The 17579-nt window shown below is 40.7% G+C and carries 14 protein-coding genes; 8 read left to right on the top strand and 6 right to left on the bottom strand.

Going from position 1 to position 17579, the window contains the following annotated elements; all coding sequences use genetic code 11:
* Positions 1 to 732: 732 nt before the first annotated feature.
* Positions 733 to 1371 carry an N-acetyltransferase family protein gene (locus tag RMY32_RS21295; protein ID WP_409883644.1) on the top strand — a complete coding sequence of 213 codons (639 nt, stop codon included), beginning with the start codon at positions 733 to 735 and terminating at the stop codon, positions 1369 to 1371.
* 897 nt (positions 1372 to 2268) lie between these two features.
* Positions 2269 to 2823 carry a hypothetical protein gene (locus RMY32_RS21290; RefSeq protein WP_322713339.1) on the top strand — a complete coding sequence of 185 codons (555 nt, stop codon included), beginning with the start codon at positions 2269 to 2271 and terminating at the stop codon, positions 2821 to 2823.
* 8 nt (positions 2824 to 2831) lie between these two features.
* On the opposite strand, the gene RMY32_RS21285 is transcribed toward RMY32_RS21290, so the two are convergent.
* From RMY32_RS21285 to RMY32_RS21270, 4 genes are all read right to left on the bottom strand, one after another.
* The gene (locus tag RMY32_RS21285) at positions 2832 to 3980 is read right to left on the bottom strand and encodes a histidinol-phosphate transaminase (RefSeq protein WP_322713364.1); all 1149 of its coding nucleotides are present in this window, start codon (positions 3978 to 3980) and stop codon (positions 2832 to 2834) included.
* 105 nt (positions 3981 to 4085) lie between these two features.
* Positions 4086 to 4721: a YqiA/YcfP family alpha/beta fold hydrolase gene (locus tag RMY32_RS21280; protein ID WP_322713338.1), complete on the bottom strand. Its 636-nt coding sequence runs from the start codon at positions 4719 to 4721 to the stop codon at positions 4086 to 4088.
* Positions 4722 to 4808: 87 nt separating this feature from the next.
* Positions 4809 to 6185, bottom strand: a complete 1377-nt coding sequence (gene gor / locus RMY32_RS21275; protein WP_322713337.1) for a glutathione-disulfide reductase — start codon at positions 6183 to 6185, stop codon at positions 4809 to 4811.
* A gap of 332 nt (positions 6186 to 6517) precedes the next feature.
* Positions 6518 to 8239 carry a FecR family protein gene (locus tag RMY32_RS21270; RefSeq protein ID WP_322713336.1) on the bottom strand — a complete coding sequence of 574 codons (1722 nt, stop codon included), beginning with the start codon at positions 8237 to 8239 and terminating at the stop codon, positions 6518 to 6520.
* A 678-nt stretch (positions 8240 to 8917) separates the two neighbouring features.
* On the opposite strand from RMY32_RS21270, the gene RMY32_RS21265 reads away from it, so the two are divergent.
* Positions 8918 to 10234, top strand: a complete 1317-nt coding sequence (locus RMY32_RS21265; protein ID WP_322713363.1) for a hypothetical protein — start codon at positions 8918 to 8920, stop codon at positions 10232 to 10234.
* Between the two features lie 131 nt (positions 10235 to 10365).
* On the opposite strand, the gene RMY32_RS21260 is transcribed toward RMY32_RS21265, so the two are convergent.
* The gene (locus tag RMY32_RS21260; protein WP_322713335.1) at positions 10366 to 11187 is read right to left on the bottom strand and encodes a sulfurtransferase; all 822 of its coding nucleotides are present in this window, start codon (positions 11185 to 11187) and stop codon (positions 10366 to 10368) included.
* 159 nt (positions 11188 to 11346) lie between these two features.
* Here RMY32_RS21260 and RMY32_RS21255 point away from each other — a divergent pair, with 159 nt between their 5' ends.
* From RMY32_RS21255 to RMY32_RS21235, 5 genes are all read left to right on the top strand, one after another.
* A complete protein-coding gene (locus tag RMY32_RS21255) occupies positions 11347 to 12273 on the top strand; it encodes a tRNA (5-methylaminomethyl-2-thiouridine)(34)-methyltransferase MnmD (protein ID WP_322713334.1) in 927 nt (308 codons plus the stop codon).
* A 498-nt stretch (positions 12274 to 12771) separates the two neighbouring features.
* Positions 12772 to 14016 (top strand): two-component system response regulator, encoded by a 1245-nt coding sequence (locus RMY32_RS21250; protein WP_322713333.1) that lies wholly within the window; start codon positions 12772 to 12774, stop codon positions 14014 to 14016.
* Positions 14017 to 14220: 204 nt separating this feature from the next.
* Complete coding sequence (gene glmU, locus RMY32_RS21245; protein WP_322713332.1) at positions 14221 to 15570, top strand: bifunctional UDP-N-acetylglucosamine diphosphorylase/glucosamine-1-phosphate N-acetyltransferase GlmU; 1350 nt, start codon at positions 14221 to 14223, stop codon at positions 15568 to 15570.
* Between the two features lie 502 nt (positions 15571 to 16072).
* Positions 16073 to 16255 carry a hypothetical protein gene (locus RMY32_RS21240; protein WP_322713331.1) on the top strand — a complete coding sequence of 61 codons (183 nt, stop codon included), beginning with the start codon at positions 16073 to 16075 and terminating at the stop codon, positions 16253 to 16255.
* Positions 16256 to 16314: 59 nt separating this feature from the next.
* Complete coding sequence (locus RMY32_RS21235; protein ID WP_322713330.1) at positions 16315 to 16896, top strand: M23 family metallopeptidase; 582 nt, start codon at positions 16315 to 16317, stop codon at positions 16894 to 16896.
* Positions 16897 to 17375: 479 nt separating this feature from the next.
* Here RMY32_RS21235 and RMY32_RS21230 read toward each other — a convergent pair.
* The coding region (locus tag RMY32_RS21230) for a hypothetical protein (RefSeq protein ID WP_322713329.1) at positions 17376 to 17579 on the bottom strand (204 nt) is incomplete at its 5' end.

Raw genomic sequence — 17579 nt, 5'->3', positions numbered from 1 at the left:
TCATTAAGACAAGTGGTAGTGCTTGAGGACTTAGAGATTAGGGATTAGGAAACCTTACAGATTCTTGTCACAGTAACTGTACAGCTTACTTCTAGGACTTAGTAGCAAAGTAGTATCAGTGTGCGGTAACTGCAAAAACAAGTTCAGTACTGTAACCAAGGGTAGTTTGAAACCAGAGTTTGCCAATAGTGTACTTACTTAACAATTTTGGAGATGCTGCTTACAGATAAGTTATGCTATTCCTCTGCCCACTTGCTGAAAGCTCTATCACTTTAGAGATGTTTTGTGGTAATCAGTTTGATATTCTGCCTACCTAAAAGAAGGTATGCAATGAATATACTGAGTTTAAATAGATTTATGAAGTTGTAACTCCTAACAGGATGTTTGAAAAGTCGTAAAGTATACTATAAACCCCTTTCAAAACCTCTCCCCGTCGGCGTCAGCCTGCCGTTAGGCAAGCGGAGAGAGGCTTTGAAACCCCCATTCCCTCGTGAGTGTTGGGGGGCTAGGGGGGTTACATTTCCGAGGCTTTGATGTGATGAAAAATACTTGTTCATTCATCCTCTAATACTCTTTCAAAAATGCAGGTTATAAAACTCCAAACTAAAATGTAAAATTTGTTTAATCTACAAGAAAAAGCGAATTAGCAATATTGGTTCAGTTAAATCTCCTGGGCAACTCTATAAGTTCTGATTTAGTTTAAATCTTGTTTTAGGATATTTGAGAAAATTTTTGTTGAATAAAATCAATACTAAACTAGCCTTGAAATATCGGTTTTTTCATCCATACCACCAACAGCCAATCGATCCAGCTTCCTACCAATTCCAAATTCGTACAGCTACACCTGCTGATTTGATTGGTGTTGCCCAAATTATTACTGAAAGCTTTCACTCCCACAATGGTATATGGGGATGGGCTTTTCCGTTGCTACGTCTGGGTATTTACGAAGACTTAAGGCATCGGATGGCATCACCTGCGCCCCGTCATCTGTGCTTAGTTGCCCTTGAAGCTACTACTGGTGAGGCTAATAACTTAGTAGGGAGTGTGGAAATGGGTGTACGCTACAGTAGTGATTCATGGAGCGAGGTTGGTGTAGGTTTTCCTTACTTATCTAATTTAGCAGTTCACCCAAAATACCGTAGACATGGTGTGGCTTCAGGATTACTTACTAGCTGTGAAAAAGTCTCTCGCGAGTGGGGATTTCAAGACTTATATCTCCATGTTTTAGAAAATAACCATCAAGCACGACAGCTTTATTTCAAGCTGGGATATCGAGTGCATAAAGTCGAATCTAATTGGAATACATTTCTTCTAAGACGCTCAAGCCAGATGTTATTGCACAAGCGCCTGAGTGCTGATTCCATTCTCTGAGTTTTATTTTGGCAATTGTCAAGTTTTGTATTCCATTCCAATTAATTCAATAAAATCTGTAACTCATAGCGGTAATCAAACACAAACTAAGCTAAACCACGTCTACCTTTAGAACCATAATTATTTTGACTCCGAGAAAGCTCAAAACTCAAGCTAGGACTAGATAATATACTCTTTTTAATAACTCTAGGTTTTAAAATAAACGGGGTTTAATTAGAAATTTAGCCAATATTATCTAAATATCTAGATAAATCCGCTTTTATTTCCAGGATTTACTTGATTTAGCACGCAAGAGGTAACGATAAAGAAGACTCCTTGAGTTATACTAAGTTTTTTCACGCAATCAAATAGGAGTCTTAATAAATCAAAACTCAAAGATGTTTGTTAATTTACGAAGCGAGTAAAAAGCTTTTGATAATTTTTTCTCAAAAGAATATTTGATTTTAACTTAATTACGAAAAATGCCCTCGTCGCTATAAACAAATTATCTTTTTGGTAAATATTTTTAATATTAAAAAATGTTAACTTTCACTTTTGGGATTTATGCTTAACAAATTTTTGAAAGCATTCGATATAGATGAAAATGGCCTATAATGGGAACATAACGCAAAATCGCGTTGAAAGAAATCATTACTTCCTCATAATAACTTTGTAATTCATATATTCATCTTTATAAAAACTTTAAGAAAACATTAGTATGGTTTACAGACAAATCTAGTTATATCTCATAAAATATAATCACTCAATTACTGAAACAACGCCTATATATTGCTATTTTTAGTTAGATTGACCAGAAAGGTCTTGATAATAAAAGAATTCAAAAACTTGATTTGATATAACAGCTAGTTCTGTTTTGAAGTGCATACTACAACAACATTCATTAAAAGTTTAAAAAACATGGATAGCGAACAGCATCGACGCTATCAGACCTCTATGGTATCAACTTATTACCCTGAAGCTACTTTCCTTGACTCTGTTGTCATGTCAGACGGAACTGAGCAATCGCAAGGCTCGGATATCCTTACACGTTTGCACAGTGGAGAAGTTTTCATCGTCAATAGTCGTAGGCGAAATGGATTAATACTCTTTAAACGCTACCATGCAGAGTTTGCTGGGCCTGGGGCTGCTGTGGGTGGGGATTACGATTGTGATTGCCAAATGGCACTGCCCATAGGTAATCTTTCTTTATTAACTCCTGAATCTAATGAAGAACGCCAGAAGGCTTACTTGATTAGGCGACAGTGGATTCGATTGATCAAACAAATTACAGAAAATCCACTGCCTGGGCAGCGAGTCCAGAAGATTCTCGATCAATTTGAACAATACTTTCCACCAGAAATAGTGGCTCTTTTGCCGGATGTTGCTTTTGCTCTTTTAGTAGGTGTGCTGCCACAAACAGTTGGAGTAGTACGCCGTTTGGGCAGTGAGGTAAATAGCAGGTTTAATTACTGAGTAAATTGCTAAGATGACAAATTTGCCAAAGCAGCTTTTACTCGATTAACGGTGCGGGCGTTTTCTTCTATCGTTCCGACAGTAATTCGTAATCCTCCGCTAATGTGCCGTACAAGAGTGCCGAGTGTTCTAAGTTTCTGATGGAAAGTTTTTAAAGCAGCTTCTTGTGAATTAAAGCCATTTGGTTTAAGACGCAGATAAATAAAGTTGGCAGCACTTGGAGTAATTTGTAGTTTTGGTTGCTGGGATAAAATTTCGATGAGTTTAGCTCGTTCGCTCAAGGTCTGGGGAATTGATTCCAGCAAGAGTGTACGATTTTGTAAACCAACTAAGGCAGCTGCTATGGAAAAACTGGGGAGATTGTAGGGTAAGCGAACTTTTTCTAAAATGGCGATCGCTTCAGGATGAGCAACGCAATAACCAATACGGAGAGATGCCAATCGGAAAGCTTTAGAAAAAGTGCGTAATATTACCCAATTAGGATGCTTTCCTAATTCACCTACTAGGGTAGTTTGGCTGAATTCAAAGTAAGCTTCATCAATTACTACTAAAATATGCTGTGGCAAGCTTCTTAACCAAGCTAACTCTGCCTCAGTTAAGCTGTTGGCAGTCGGCGAATTGGGATGTACTACAAAAACTACGCGAATCGGAGGATTTTGAGTTTGTTCGATCGCAGACTGTGCGGCGCTTATGTCAATTTCAAAATTTGTTTCATTTCTCCCCACCGCCACTACAGGAATGCCCAAAGTTTGCGCTAAAATCCCGTACATCGAGAAAGTGGGATTGGCAACGAGAATTGACCCTTCTCCTCCTAAACAGGTGGCGATTAATAAAGAGCGGATTAGTTCATCTGAACCATTACCAACAGAAATATTGGCAGCAGTAAAGAAGGATGATGAGAGGTCGGCTGATTGATTAACGTACTGTGCGATCGCATCCTTAAGTGTTTCATGTCCGCCATCAGGATAACGATTTGTTTCAATTACTTGCTGATAAGTCCACGCTAGCTTCTCTTTTAACTCAGGAGGTAAATCGTAGGGGCTTTCATTTGTATCTAACCGATCGAACTGTGTGGCAACAGAATTGGCTGTATCGCTGCTAGGATGAGGTTTATAGGCACTGAATTGGGCTAAATCTGACCGGATGAAGGGAAGCATAGTTTTAGTCATTAGTCATTAGTCATTAGTCATTGGTCATTAGTGACTAACAAAGCACAAATGACTAAGGACATTATTTATGTGTGAGTTTAATATTTTACAACTTCAAGGTAATTGGCAAAAGAGGCGAATTGCCTGCCAAATTTCTTCCATAACATTACCCAAAGCATGATCGCTGTCGAGTTCAACTAACTCCACCCAAGGACGCGATCGCGCAAAGTCGCGACTAGCTTCTATCGGAATGACTTCATCCTTTTTTCCGTGCAAAATTAGCGTAGAGATAGGGCGTTGCAAAAGCTTTTCTTGGTATTGGGCAGCATCTGTAACGAAATCGTAACTTAAAGAAAGCGATCGCTGCTCCCCATAGTGGTAGACCATAATATATTTTTCTTGCTGCCAACGCTGTACTTCTTCATCTCCTAGCTTAGGCAACCAATGAGATAAAAAGCCAAAAGCTGGTGCTAGCAAAACTAAGCGTTGCACTTGTAAATTTTGTTGTCCCAAGTGGGCAGCGGTCAAACCACCCAAACTTGAGCCAATGAGTGTTACTGATTTAGAATCATTGCTGAATTCTGCGGCAACTTGAGCGAGCTGACGAGTGATTGTTAATTGGGAAAAATCGCCAGCATTGAGATCGGGAATTTTCAGCCTTGTCTGAATTTGGGTAAAGCGATCGCCTATATCCCGCGCTTTGGCAGATTTAGGACTAGAAGCAAATCCGTGAAGATATATGTAGTCCAAGACTGTTAATAGTTAGGAGTGAGAAGTTATAAATTTTAAGTTTTAAGTTATGAGTTTATTTTTTCAACTCATAACCCATAACTCTTATTACCGCAATGTGACAAATTCCTCTGCGGATGAGGGATGGATACCCACAGTAGCATCAAAGTCTTTTTTAGTTGCGCCCATCTTAACTGCGATCGCTACACCTTGGATAATCTCAGCGGCACTTTCACCTACCATGTGAGCGCCTAGAACTTTGTCAGTGTTGCCATCAACCACCAACTTCATCATTGTCTTCTCTTGCTTACCAGTCAAACTGTGGTACATGGGGCGGAAGCGAGTACGAAAAATTTTGACGGCATCACCAAGTTTTTCTCGTGCTTCAGCTTCTGTCCAGCCGACTGTCGCAGCTTCTGGGCTAGAAAATACGGCTGTGGGCACAGTTTGGTGACTGAATTCGCGGCGATTATTCCCAAATTCACTATCGGCAAATGCACGACCTTCCCCAATGGCCACGGGAGTTAAATTGATTCGGTCGGTGACATCGCCAACAGCAAAAATATTCGGTTGACTAGTTTGACTATATTCATTGACTGCGATCGCATTTGTGGTTGGGTATCCAGGCCCTTCGATAGAACTAGCCACAACATCAATCCCAGCGTTTTCTAAACCTAATCCATCTACATTGGGAGTCCGACCAGTCGCTACTAAAAACACATCAGCAATTAGTGGTTCTTGATCATCCCCTGATAAAGTCAGTTTCAACCCTTCTGGGACACGTTCAATTGCTTTCACCACATTATTCTTAATCAAGCGAATTCCGTGGTTCGTCATACCCTCTTCAATTTCTAGGCGGACATCTTCATCAAAACCATTCAAAATCTTTTCACCTCTGGTAATTTGTGTCACCTCAGAACCCAAACCGCGCATAATACAAGCAAATTCCGTGCCGATATAACCAGCGCCAATAATAACGAGGTGTTTTGGTTGTTCTTTTAAATGAAAGATTTCGTCGGAGGTAATCCCATGTTCCATCCCAGGTAAATCTGGCTTGACAGGACGCCCACCAACAGCAATTAAAATTTTGTCTGCTGTAACTTTACGTCCATCAACTTCTACAGTGTGGGGGTCTACCAATGTAGCGCGACCAGAAAATAGTTCTACTCCAGCTTTTTCCAAGAAGCTTATGTGCAGTTGCGATAGTCGCCGAACTTCCTTATCTATAGATGTAATGAAATATTCCCAGTCCAACTCAGCATTACCCACTTTCCAGCCATAGCCGGAAGCGTCACTGAACAGTTCGGGAAAGTGAGAGCCATAGACCATGAGTTTTTTGGGAACGCAGCCGCGAATCACACAAGTGCCACCAACTAAATCATATTCAGCGATCGCCACTTTTGCGCCGTAGCTAGCCGCTCGTTTGGAAGCCGCCAAACCTCCAGAACCCGCACCAATTACAAACAGGTCGTAATCAAAAGTCATAAGTTTATGTTCTCTTTAGCAACAAGTGAGTTCCTGGGAACTTACACACAGAACGTGATTGAACTATATAAGAATATCCGGTGAACGCTGTGTAAGTCCTGTCCTTGATTTAATCTAGCGTTAGCAGATGCTATCTGGTCGTAGGGAATATCACTTTTTGCTTTGGCGCCAGTAAAGGCATTAGTTAACAGTTGTATAGTTCTGCCCCTAATCGAGCATAAGTCTGTGTTACCGCATTGGAGCAGCTAAGTTCCACAGGAATTAGGCAAAACTACGACAAGACGTACTGTCTTCGGCTTTTGCGTAGCATTTTTTACCCCAATTAGCAATTTTTATGTACTTGGAGAGTCAGTTGGAGTGACGGGTATTACTGGTGTTACTGGTGTTACTGGTGTTACGGGTGTTACGGGTGTTGGAGTGACAGGTGTTGGAGTTACTGGTGTTACGGGTGTTACGGGTGTTGGAGTGACAGGTGTTGGAGTTACTGGTGTTACGGGTGTTACGGGTGTTGGAGTTACGGGTGTTGGAGTTACGGGTGTTACAGGTATTACTGGCGTTACGGGTGTTGGAGTTATGGGTGTTGGAGTTACGGGTGTTGGAGTTACGGGTGTTACAGGTATTACTGGCGTTACGGGTGTTGGAGTGACAGGTGTTGGTGTTACGGGTGTTACGGGTGTTACGGGTGTTGGAGTTACGGATGTTGGAGTGACGGGTGTTGGATCTGTTGGAGTGACGGGTGATGGATCTGGCGAGGTTACAGCTGTTGGAGTAACTGGAGTTACTGCTGTTACTGGTGATGGATCAGTTGGAGTGACGGGTGTAGGATCTGGAGAGGTTACAGGTGTTGGAGTTACTGGAGTTACTGGTGTTACTGGTGTTGGATCTGTTGGAGTGACGGGTGTTGGATCTGGTGAGGTTACAGGTGTTGGAGTTACTGGTGTTACGGGTGTTACAGGTGTTGGATCTGTTGGAGTGACGGGTGTTGGATCTGTTGGAGTGACGGGTAATACTGGTGTTACAGGTGTTACGGATGTTGGATCTGTTGAGGTTACAGGTGTTGGAGTTACGGGTGTTACTGGTGTTGTATCTGTTGGAGTGACGGGTGTTGGATCTGTCGAGGTTACAGGTGTTGGATTTGTTGAAGTGTTGGGTAATTTCTCAGTTGCAGTTGAGGTGTTGGGTGATTTCTCAGTTGCAGTTGAGGTGTTAGGTGATTTCTCAGTTGCAGTTGAGGTGTTAGGTGATTTTTCAGTTGCAGTTGAGGTGTTAGGTGATTTCTCAGTTTGGCCAACTGGTGGAGTTAGCTGCACAAAAGAGGGGTTTTCAATTACTCCCTCGCCTTTTATCGGTGCCTGTGCTTTCAAAGCCGCAGCAGTTTCGGCTTGAACACTGGTAATTGCAGGATCGGGCGTAGGCACAGGACTCTGCCTGTTCAAATCAAGTTCCCGAACCATCTGGCTCGTTTCATAAAAATTTCTTAGATCAAAATCATATAATCTTTGAAATTCGCCTTTAATTATAATCACCATTTGTCCTGCTTCCAACACCTGAGTTTGAGAAGCCTTCTTGTTAGAAACTTCAATGCCGCTATTTGTTAGCGCACCTACAATTGTGGTGTCTGTTTGTTGGTCGTAGCGTACAAATAATGCTGAACCACGAATTGCTGCTGCTGCATTTGGTGTTTGTATACGTGTTTGCCCTTTTCCTGGTGGGATGAGCAACAACACAGTCCCATTTGTCAGTTTAAAGTCACGAGTCTTCGGCAAAAATTGAAATAACGCCTGTTCTCCAACTCGTGCCAAAGAGCCATCATTAAAACGCAAATCTGCGAGAGAAGCTCGACCAGTTGACAGCCCGTCTCCAGGGGTCATTGCATCTAATTTGCGTGCAGGACGTTTCTTGAATTTATCTTTGGGTATCAGTTGTACGATGTTGCGGAGATTTTGAATCTCTGCTCGCGTTAGAGGAGTTGTAGCACTTACCCGATTTGGCAAAGGCAGTACTATAAGTCCCCATAAACCAATTACCAATAATGGAAACGATTTATAAAACATAGTTTGAGAAATTTTGACCTTCAACTAATATCATAAAAATTAAATTTTAAGCTAATGTTAATTGTTGTAAGAGTTTTTTAGGTAAATTATTTTAAATTTTAATTTAGATTTAATGCATAGAATAGATAATAATTGAAATAAATGACTCAGATTTGATTTTTGAAAACACTCAGTACACATCTATTGCTTTTTTTCTGTCTACCTGTTTCTTATCTACGTAAGCAAGTTCATGAATCAAATTGGATTACTAATTACTATATGTATTTAGTTGATTTAACTTTTCCTGCTGAAAAGAAAATTGTATACAATAAATTTTGTAGCATATTTAAAAGTTAGCATTTGATATAAATAATTAAAGCATAAGTACCTTACATATAATCCTTTATAATCAGTTCAGTTAGAGGATCGTTAATTATGAGGGACAATAACTTGCTAAAAATTTATTGTTAAATTACCCACTAGCTGTATTTCACTAAAAATTAAACAGCAATTTATCGGAACATCTCAGTTTGACAAAAAATCTGGGGAAAAATCCGAAAAGCAGTAATTTTAGTTTGTAGTTTCAGTATATACCTACAAAGCTAAAATAGATGCAATCAACTGTATCTTTGTAGTCGGAACTTTCGATACAGCTTGTGGGTCTACATTTGCCAAACGCAATCAATGCGATCTAACCAGATGCGACTCAAGAACTGGAAAAATTTGTTTTTTTGTATTTTGTTAACGTCCAGTGGTGCAAGCTGGTGTTGCATTAGAGTAAATGCGGCAGAATCTGCAATTACAGATGTTTTGCATTCTAATCATTTAGCAACTACACAGTTAACTCATGAGCAGTTATGTCATAAGTTGGAGCAAAAAGCAATTAACTCTTTGTGCAAGCTGTCGAGTGAGTCACATACTTTAGATTCTCGGATGCCGTTAAATCTGGCACAGCAAACACCAGAAACGACTCAAATCCCAGATCAAACCGAAGAACCTATAGATACTCAAAAGCAAAATGAACCGCCACAGCTAGAATCTCCGCCAAATAATTTGCCCATATCTCCTTCAGACTCAAAGGAGCAACTATTAAATTTGCCTGAGAAAGAGTATTCTCAAAGGCGAGATAGGTTGATAGAACTGCTACGATCGCCAAAACAACCGTTTGAATCTAATAGCGATCGCGAATTGGGGTTACGGGTGCGGTTACGACCCCTAGAACAACAACCTCTAGAACAACAGCTACCACCACCAACAGAACAACCTGTACCTCAGTTTAAACCTATCGGCTATCTGCAAGGACGTGTCGGCTACTTCCAAACGAATAACATATTTTCATCACATGATAGTCCCATAGAAGATAGTTTAATTATTTCTGGACTGACATTAGCCTCTACATATTTTCCTTTAGGATCTAAGACTTTTATAAATGGCTCAATCGATGGCAATCTGATTCGTTATATAAATCAGTCACAATATCATTACAATCAGGTGAGATTCAATCTCAGTCTTTACCAGCAGCTATCCCAACGGATGTATGGAGAAATCAGTTGGAGCAATCAACAGTTATTTTATGCCAACAGCAGCGATCGCCCCAATAGTTTCAAAGCAGGCGATCGCTTTTTAAATGAAAATTCTCTACAGCTATCTTTGGGACGCCGAGATCCCTTAACTTCAAAATTAACCCTAGATAGCTTCTACCAGTTGAGTGTAAATTTTGCCGATCCCCAAAGTCGTAATCGGATAATCAATACCTTTTGGGTATCTCTAAACTACTACTTGCAAAAGCCTCTCCAGGTCGGTATTGACTACCAAATGAGTTTATCAGACTTTACACAGCGCGATCGAGAAGACGAATTTTATCGGCTATTCGGACACTTAAATTACCAAATATCCGATACCATTTATATGAATGTCCAGGCTGGAGTAAGTTTAGGTAGTTCAACCGCCGAAAACATTGATTTTGACGGCTGGTTCTTCAGTATTAATTATGGTTTGCAATTAGGTCGGTTTTGAAATTTGTCCTTTGTCATTAGTCATTTGTCCTTTGTGATTTATCTTTTATTAAAAACTAATGACCAATGACCAATGAACAATGTGATTTATCCTTTATTAAAAACTAATGACCAATGACCAATGACTAATGACTATAAATAGGAAATCCAATCACTCCAGCTACCAGCATAAAGTTTACCCTTGCTAATACCTGCTAATTCTAAAGAAAGTAAATTCACACAAGCAGTAACGCCAGAACCGCAATATACCAATATTTCTTCAGCTGTTTTTAGCTTTTCCCACCGACGGCGTTGTTCTTCTGGAGGGAGTAGGTAGCCGGAAAAGTCTGTAACTTCTTGCCAGGGATAGTTGACTGCACCGGGAATATGTCCAGCAATTCGATCGATTGGCTCTCGTTCGCCTTGGTAGCGATCGCTCTCTCTTGAATCGACCAATACTACCTCATGGCTATCTTTCCGGCTTTTCACCTTTGTAATATCTACCACCTTTTCTGTTTGTACTTGAGGGACAAACGTACCCATTCGGGGGGAAGGAATAACATCTGTAACAGAATATCCAGCTTTTTGCCATCCAGCCAAGCCGCCATCCATTACTGCTACTTGCTCATGTCCTAGATAACGCAACAGCCACCAGAGACGAGATGCAAAAGCAAAGCGCGAATCATCATAAGCTACAACTAAACTTTTTTGGTAATTTACCCCAATCGCTGCCAATTTGTTAGCTATATCATTAGGGTTAGGTAAAGGATGTCTTCCGCCATGCTTACCCACTGGACTGGAAAGATCCTGATTCAAATCTAAGTAATATGAACCCTCTATGTGACTTGTTTGATACTGTTGTTGTCCTAGTTGTGGATCGGCTAAAGAAAAGCGACAATCCACAATAACGACTTGCGGATCTTCTAGATGTTCAAACAGCCAAGCTGGCGAAACAACAAATTGGGAATGGGGCATTGGGAATGGGGCATTGGGCATGGGACAAAATAGTACTGAGTGCTGTCTTAGGAGTTAGGAATTAATAGTTATTCTTTTCTCTCTCTGCCCCACTCCCGACTCAGCACTCATTACTCAGGACTCTTGAGGGGCATTAGTCATTATTTAGTTTTTTGTAAGATGTCAGACTTAGAGAATTTTACACCTAAGTTAACAGCAGATGGTTCTTTCACCTTTGTCTCTCAAGAGTTTGGTGAATCCTTTCACAGCCATTATGGAGCTGCACAGGAAAGTTTTTGCAAGTTTGTAGAACCTACTCAACTGGCTACAGCAGCCCAAAAACCGGTCTTGCGACTATTGGATGTTTGTTATGGTCTAGGATATAACACAGCTGCTGCTTTGCAAACAATTTGGGACGTGAATCCTAATTGTTGTGTTGAAGTAATTGGTTTAGAACTGAATCCAGCAGTGCCACAAGCGGCGATCGCTCATCAGTTGTTCGACAATTGGAACTGTAACTATATTGATGAAATTTTGAAAAAACTAGCTTTTGAGCATCAAGTACAAACACCTTGCCTGAAAGCGAAGCTATTGATTGGCGATGCTAGAACTACGATCGCGCTAGTACGTCAGTCGGGTTTCTGGGCAGATGCAATTTTCCTCGATCCCTTTTCACCACCACAGTGTCCTCAATTATGGACTGTTGAATTTATTAAACAACTCTCATTGTGTTTACATCCAGATGGTTTATTAGCGACCTATTCTTGTGCTGCTGCTGTACGTACAGCACTTTTGTCTGCTGGTTTGGTTATATCTTCTACCCCACCCGTAGGAAGGCGATCGCCTGGTACTGTGGCAACACATTCTCAAAATGCTGAGTCTAAAGACGACTCCCTACTCACTACCCTTTCAGAAGTTGAAAAAGAACACTTGCTAACTCGTGCTGCTATTCCCTATCGCGATCCTCAATTGAGCGATCCAACTGAAGTCATAGTCAGGCGGCGACAACAAGAGCAAGAAACCTCTTGCCTAGAACCTTCCTCTCATTGGCGAAAAAGGTGGTTATTGGGAACACAAGGTAGGGATTTTATGGGAACTAGTTTGTAGTTTGATTACAATATCATACAATATGCTACGTCTATGGACTGCAAGCCTAATTCAACGAGTTTTTACGAGTCAAATAGCTTAGCTATATGTTAGTATTCAATATTACATCATATTTTACGGTACTAGATTATTCCTATAACTGAATAAAAAAATTATATCTAAATGATTACTATAAAGACTTGAAACTCAAAATCCGATATTTTGATATAAAGTGTTCAATTACAACGGTTTCTGACGCCACAAGGCTAAAAAATCTCCGTAAAAAACCTGATTTAACATTTGTGATAATTTATAATACTGGAATTAAAAGCAAAAAATTTGACAACAAGATACATCTTGTTCGTAACATAAAAGATACATGCTGCGAAAAATTCAATCCGCAGCTTGACATCATCCATAATCCATATCGAAATTCTGACTCAGATACAGTCAAATCTTAAATTTGTTTTTAAAATCTAACGCTGTTAACTAACTTGTGCAAAAACTTGGAGTGCCTTTGTGATTCAATGGAAATCCAACCATACAGGCTTTACAGAAAAAATTGTTAATGGGTCAAACCCCATTAGCACAGTGAAGAGTATCGGTTCAAATCATGCTGTAGAATCGCAAAATGCGGAAGGTTATTCTTTAGGCTTATCTCAAGGAGACCTTATGCTTGAAGATAGGCAAGCAATGTTTTCTTGGATAAAATCTGATGTTAATTGTGATGAAGATTCATTGGTCTCTAGAACACTACAAGCCAAAGGTTCTAAAGTGAATGGGTTTGATTTAGATCCACCGAAGGTTTTAGTTGTTGACGATCATGCCGCCAGCCGGATGACTGCTGTTGCCCTCTTGGGGATGGAAGGATATGAAGTGATTGAGGCGGACAGTGGGTCTATTGTTGTGGGATTGGTAACTCAAAAACAACCAGATTTGATTTTGCTGGATGTGATGATGCCAGGAATGGATGGATTTGAAGTGTGCCAATTGCTTAAACAGGATGAGCAGACTAGGCTAATCCCAGTAATTTTTATTACAGCGTTAAATGACAGGCGATCACGTATTCGGGGAATTGAAGTTGGGGCAGATGATTTTCTCACCAAACCCTTCGATCGGGTGGAACTCGCAGCGCGTGTAAAGTCCTTGGTGCGGCAGAAGCGTATGAACGAAGATTTAGATCATGCCGAACAAGTACTGTTTTCCATTGCTATGTCTATCGAAAGTCGCGATCCCAATACAGGCAACCATTGCGAACGTCTAGTAAAACTGGGACAAGTTTTTGGTGAATACCTCAACCTCACACGCTATCAAATTCGAGATTTAATGTGGGGTGGTTATCTCCACGATATTGGTAAAGTGGGTATTCCCGATGCTGTGCTGCTAAAAAAAGGCAAACTCACCCCCGAAGATTGGCAAATTATGCAGCAGCACGTTTTGATTGGAGAAAAAATCTGCCAACCACTACGCAGTATGCGCGGTGTAGTTCCGATTATTCGTCATCACCACGAACGTTGGGATGGCTCAGGCTACCCCGATCGACTCAAGGGAGATGATATTCCCTACCTGGCGCAGGTATTTCAGTTAATTGATATTTATGATGCCCTAACTAGCGAACGACCTTACAAAAGAGCTTTTACTTCAACAGAAGCCCTTTTAGTGATGCAAGAAGAAGCTGATTCTGGTTGGCGTAACCCCAAACTAATGCAGCAGTTTGCAGAGTTTATTTGCTCTTGTCAGGAAAATGGGAAAAGTGGGCAGTAGGGAGTAATGATTTATAGCTGCTGTAATAAACGCTAATTTGCATTATTATAATCTCTGCTTTTTATGAGTAGAATTTATACCAACTCCTGAATTCTGACTTTTTTGATATTTTCAGTCTTCTATGATTAGCTGGTATGATTTGAGCCGAGATTTTAAAGTACTAACAGCACTAATCACAATTTCACTGATAGCTGATAGCTAATTATGGTAGTTGTAGCAATTTTAGCGGCGGGACGCGGCACACGGATGAAATCACGCTTACCCAAGGTTTTACATTCTTTAGGTGGGCGATCGCTAGTAGAGAGAGTTCTCAAAAGTGTAGAACCACTTTCGCCCTCACGGCGAATCCTGATTGTGGGATATCAGTCCGAGGAAGTGCAAGCCGCCATGCACTCGATTCCCAGTTTGGAGTTTGTCGAACAAACTGTGCAATTAGGGACAGGTCATGCTATCCAGCAATTACTTCCTCACTTGGAAAATTACACTGGAGATTTGCTGGTACTTAATGGCGATCTACCGTTAATACGCAGCGAAACTCTTCTTCAGATGTTACAAACTCATGTCCAAAATCAAAACGCTGCCACTATTCTCACCTCGCATCTACCCGATCCCACAGGCTACGGGCGCGTTTTTTGTAACGATGAAAATATTGTGCAGCAAATAATCGAACACAAGGATTGTACGGCTGCTCAACGAGAAAATCAGCGGATTAATGCTGGAGTTTACTGCTTTCGCTGGCCAGATTTAGCAAAGGTGCTTCCCCACCTAGAGGCAAACAATGCCCAAAAAGAATACTATCTTACCGATGCCGTGACTCAGGTAGGACAAGTAATGGCAGTGGATGTGGAAGATTACCAAGAAATTCTTGGCATCAACGATCGCTTGCAACTGGCAACAGCATCCGAAATTTTGCAAAAACGAGTCAAGGAAAAATGGATGCTGGCGGGTGTCACTCTCATCGACCCCACCAGCATCACCATTGATGAAACAGTGGATTTGCAACCAGATGTAATTATTGAACCCCAAACTCACCTGCGGGGAAATACGGTAATTCAAACCGGAAGTCACATCGGGCCGGGGAGTTTAATTGAAAATAGTCAATTAAGTGAAAATGTTACAGTGCAATATTCAGTAGTCATAAATAGCACCGTGCAAGCCGGAAGCCGAATTGGCCCTTATACTCATTTGCGCGGTCAGGTACAGGTGGGTGCTGGTTGCCGTGTGGGGAATTTTGTGGAATTAAAAAATACGCAATTAGGCGATCGCACCAATGCAGCCCATTTGTCATATATAGGTGATACTGTTGTCGGCAATCAGGTGAATATTGGTGCTGGTACAATTACTGCCAACTATGACGGCGTAAAGAAACATCGTACCAAAATAGGCAATCGCACCAAGACTGGTGCCAATAGCGTTTTAGTGGCTCCGCTCACTTTGGGAGATGATGTCTACATTGCAGCTGGTTCTACTGTGACAGAAGATGTGCCTGATGATTCTCTGGTAATTGCTCGTAGTCGTCAGGTGGTGAAACCAAGTTGGCAAAGGAAAAGTTAGGAATGTAATTCTAATTCTTCTTTCTGTTTCTGCTTCAGGAGAATACCACCTTCTTTTACAGGCAACCTTCGGTTGCCTGTAACCTTCTTCATATAATGATTATTATTACTGCAACAGGGAATATTTAATTTCCTGAAATTCATGTCTGAAAAGAGCCTTGGTGAATTCCACTCTTATCTAGGTTCGTCAATATTTAGATGCGTTTGCCCAGGTGATTCAAGTTAAACGTACAGATGTTGGTTACTATAATTTTGATTATTGTACTTACAGAGAAAATCAATTATTTTACACTTTAGTGAATGTTTCAAATAACTCTAGTCTAAGTATGTAAACTCTTAGGTATTATCTAAATTTTTGTACTATTAATTTAAGTATTCAGTGTTTATCCTCTTAAGTGTAAGATATCAGTTTCTGTATAATAAACAGTTAGCAGTCTCCGCACAGAGTCTTTGCACTCGTTCTTTGAGGTTATGGATGAGTCCACACTCAGAAAATTTCTGTTGTGGCAGTAGTTCGAGATGCTTTGCAAAGTATTAAAGCACTCAGTGGTGCTATCCAGCTAACACGTCATGGCAACGGACGATCAAAAGCGTTTGGTGCTGAGTTCGAGGTTACTTGCTGCCGCTGCATTTTGCCGTTAGCCTACAAAGCTTTCTGGGTATTCTCTGCCTGCAAAATATTTTAAGGCATTCATCCTTGTGCATTTCCACTATTTAGCGTCTTTTGTAACACAGAGAAACAAAAATGTTAGCAATTAGTAAGACTTCCAAAAGGCTATTGTCTGCCAGTGTACCATTTTTATCTACTTTTACCATTATTTTTCTGACAGCATCTCTAGTTAAAGCAGCTGATCTTGGAGGAGTAGACCTGTCAACTGCTCTATTTGGTAACGAAAAGCGCTTTAAATTTACTGGTGCTTATATTTCGGATGATTATTACAAAGCAACAGGTGGTGTGAATGGCTATCATGGAGGAATAGACATAGGGGCACCAATAGGAACCGAAGTTAAGACTCTTGTTTCAGGCAAAGTAGTTTTAGTAGATATGCATTGGGGATTATTAACTATTCAAGATGCTAATGGTATAAACCACATCTATAAACACTTAAGTCAGGTTCTAGTTAGTCAAGGGAGTTCTGTAACTGCTGGTCAAAAAGTTGCAAAAACAGGCATTACAGCAGCAGATGCAGCTCATTTCCACTATGAGATTACTCGTAAGGATTATGTTTATGGTGCTCTACAAATTCCAACTAAAAAAACAAAAGAGGAAGCAAGGCAACGTACCTATAATCCCTTTAAAAATTACTGGGCAATGAGACGCATTTAACTCAATGCTCCACAGCAAGGCTTGCTAGTTTTGCTGTGGAGTTATTGCAGGGTAACGATCGTATACGCTCCAGCGTTTTGCGTTGTCCGTAACGTAATTTACCTTTCTCTACTATCTTTCTGGGAAAAGGTAGAATAATATATCTCTCTTCTGTCACTTTCCGGGAGGGCGATCGCTAGAAGCCTCATGAGGCAGTCAATACAAGCTATACTATTAGAAAAAATGGGTCTTGTATTTGTTATTAGAAAAGAATCGCGCGATCGCTTGTTATACAAAAGCTCTAGAATTCAGAAATGGCAAATGTTTTCGGAGAGTGACAGAAGAGGGATATAGGACTAATATTTGATTTCTGAAAAAGCTCGGTACAACTCGAAAAGCCTAATTCCCTACTTCCCACTCCCCGCCTACGTAAATAATTTCAAAAATCAAATACGATTCCTATAGCTGATATAGCAATCCGATTTAACTTGGAAAAAAATCTAAGTATATTTTGGGGAGCCATCCGCGTGGGCGAGTTTCCCGACTTGAGCAGACTGGCATTGTGTTATAGCAACCGCCAAGGCGGTTAAGCCATAAACTGGAAGTAGACCTTGATGAAAGCTCCAGTAGAACCTCTGGGAAACTGATGCCCAAACCTTATAGTTATGACCTCCGGCAAAAAGTGATCCAAGCAATCTTGCTTG

The sequence above is a fragment of the Nostoc sp. ChiSLP03a genome, assembly GCF_034531215.2.
Taxonomy (GTDB): Bacteria; Cyanobacteriota; Cyanobacteriia; order Cyanobacteriales; family Nostocaceae; genus Nostoc.
The sequence above is the reverse complement of the archived record's forward strand: the minus strand, read 5'-3'. Positions and strand labels throughout refer to the sequence as shown.

What these genes read in the sequence shown, in the direction of transcription:
- RMY32_RS21290 (WP_322713339.1), top strand. Translation starts at nt 2,269, where the DNA reads ATGGATAGCGAACAGCATCGACGCTATCAGACCTCTATGGTATCAACT.
- RMY32_RS21285 (WP_322713364.1), bottom strand. Translation starts at nt 3,980, where the DNA reads ATGCTTCCCTTCATCCGGTCAGATTTAGCCCAATTCAGTGCCTATAAA.
- gor (WP_322713337.1), bottom strand. Translation starts at nt 6,185, where the DNA reads ATGACTTTTGATTACGACCTGTTTGTAATTGGTGCGGGTTCTGGAGGT.
- RMY32_RS21270 (WP_322713336.1), bottom strand. Translation starts at nt 8,239, where the DNA reads ATGTTTTATAAATCGTTTCCATTATTGGTAATTGGTTTATGGGGACTT.
- RMY32_RS21265 (WP_322713363.1), top strand. Translation starts at nt 8,918, where the DNA reads ATGCGACTCAAGAACTGGAAAAATTTGTTTTTTTGTATTTTGTTAACG.
- RMY32_RS21260 (WP_322713335.1), bottom strand. Translation starts at nt 11,187, where the DNA reads ATGCCCCATTCCCAATTTGTTGTTTCGCCAGCTTGGCTGTTTGAACAT.
- RMY32_RS21255 (WP_322713334.1), top strand. Translation starts at nt 11,347, where the DNA reads ATGTCAGACTTAGAGAATTTTACACCTAAGTTAACAGCAGATGGTTCT.
- glmU (WP_322713332.1), top strand. Translation starts at nt 14,221, where the DNA reads ATGGTAGTTGTAGCAATTTTAGCGGCGGGACGCGGCACACGGATGAAA.
- RMY32_RS21235 (WP_322713330.1), top strand. Translation starts at nt 16,315, where the DNA reads ATGTTAGCAATTAGTAAGACTTCCAAAAGGCTATTGTCTGCCAGTGTA.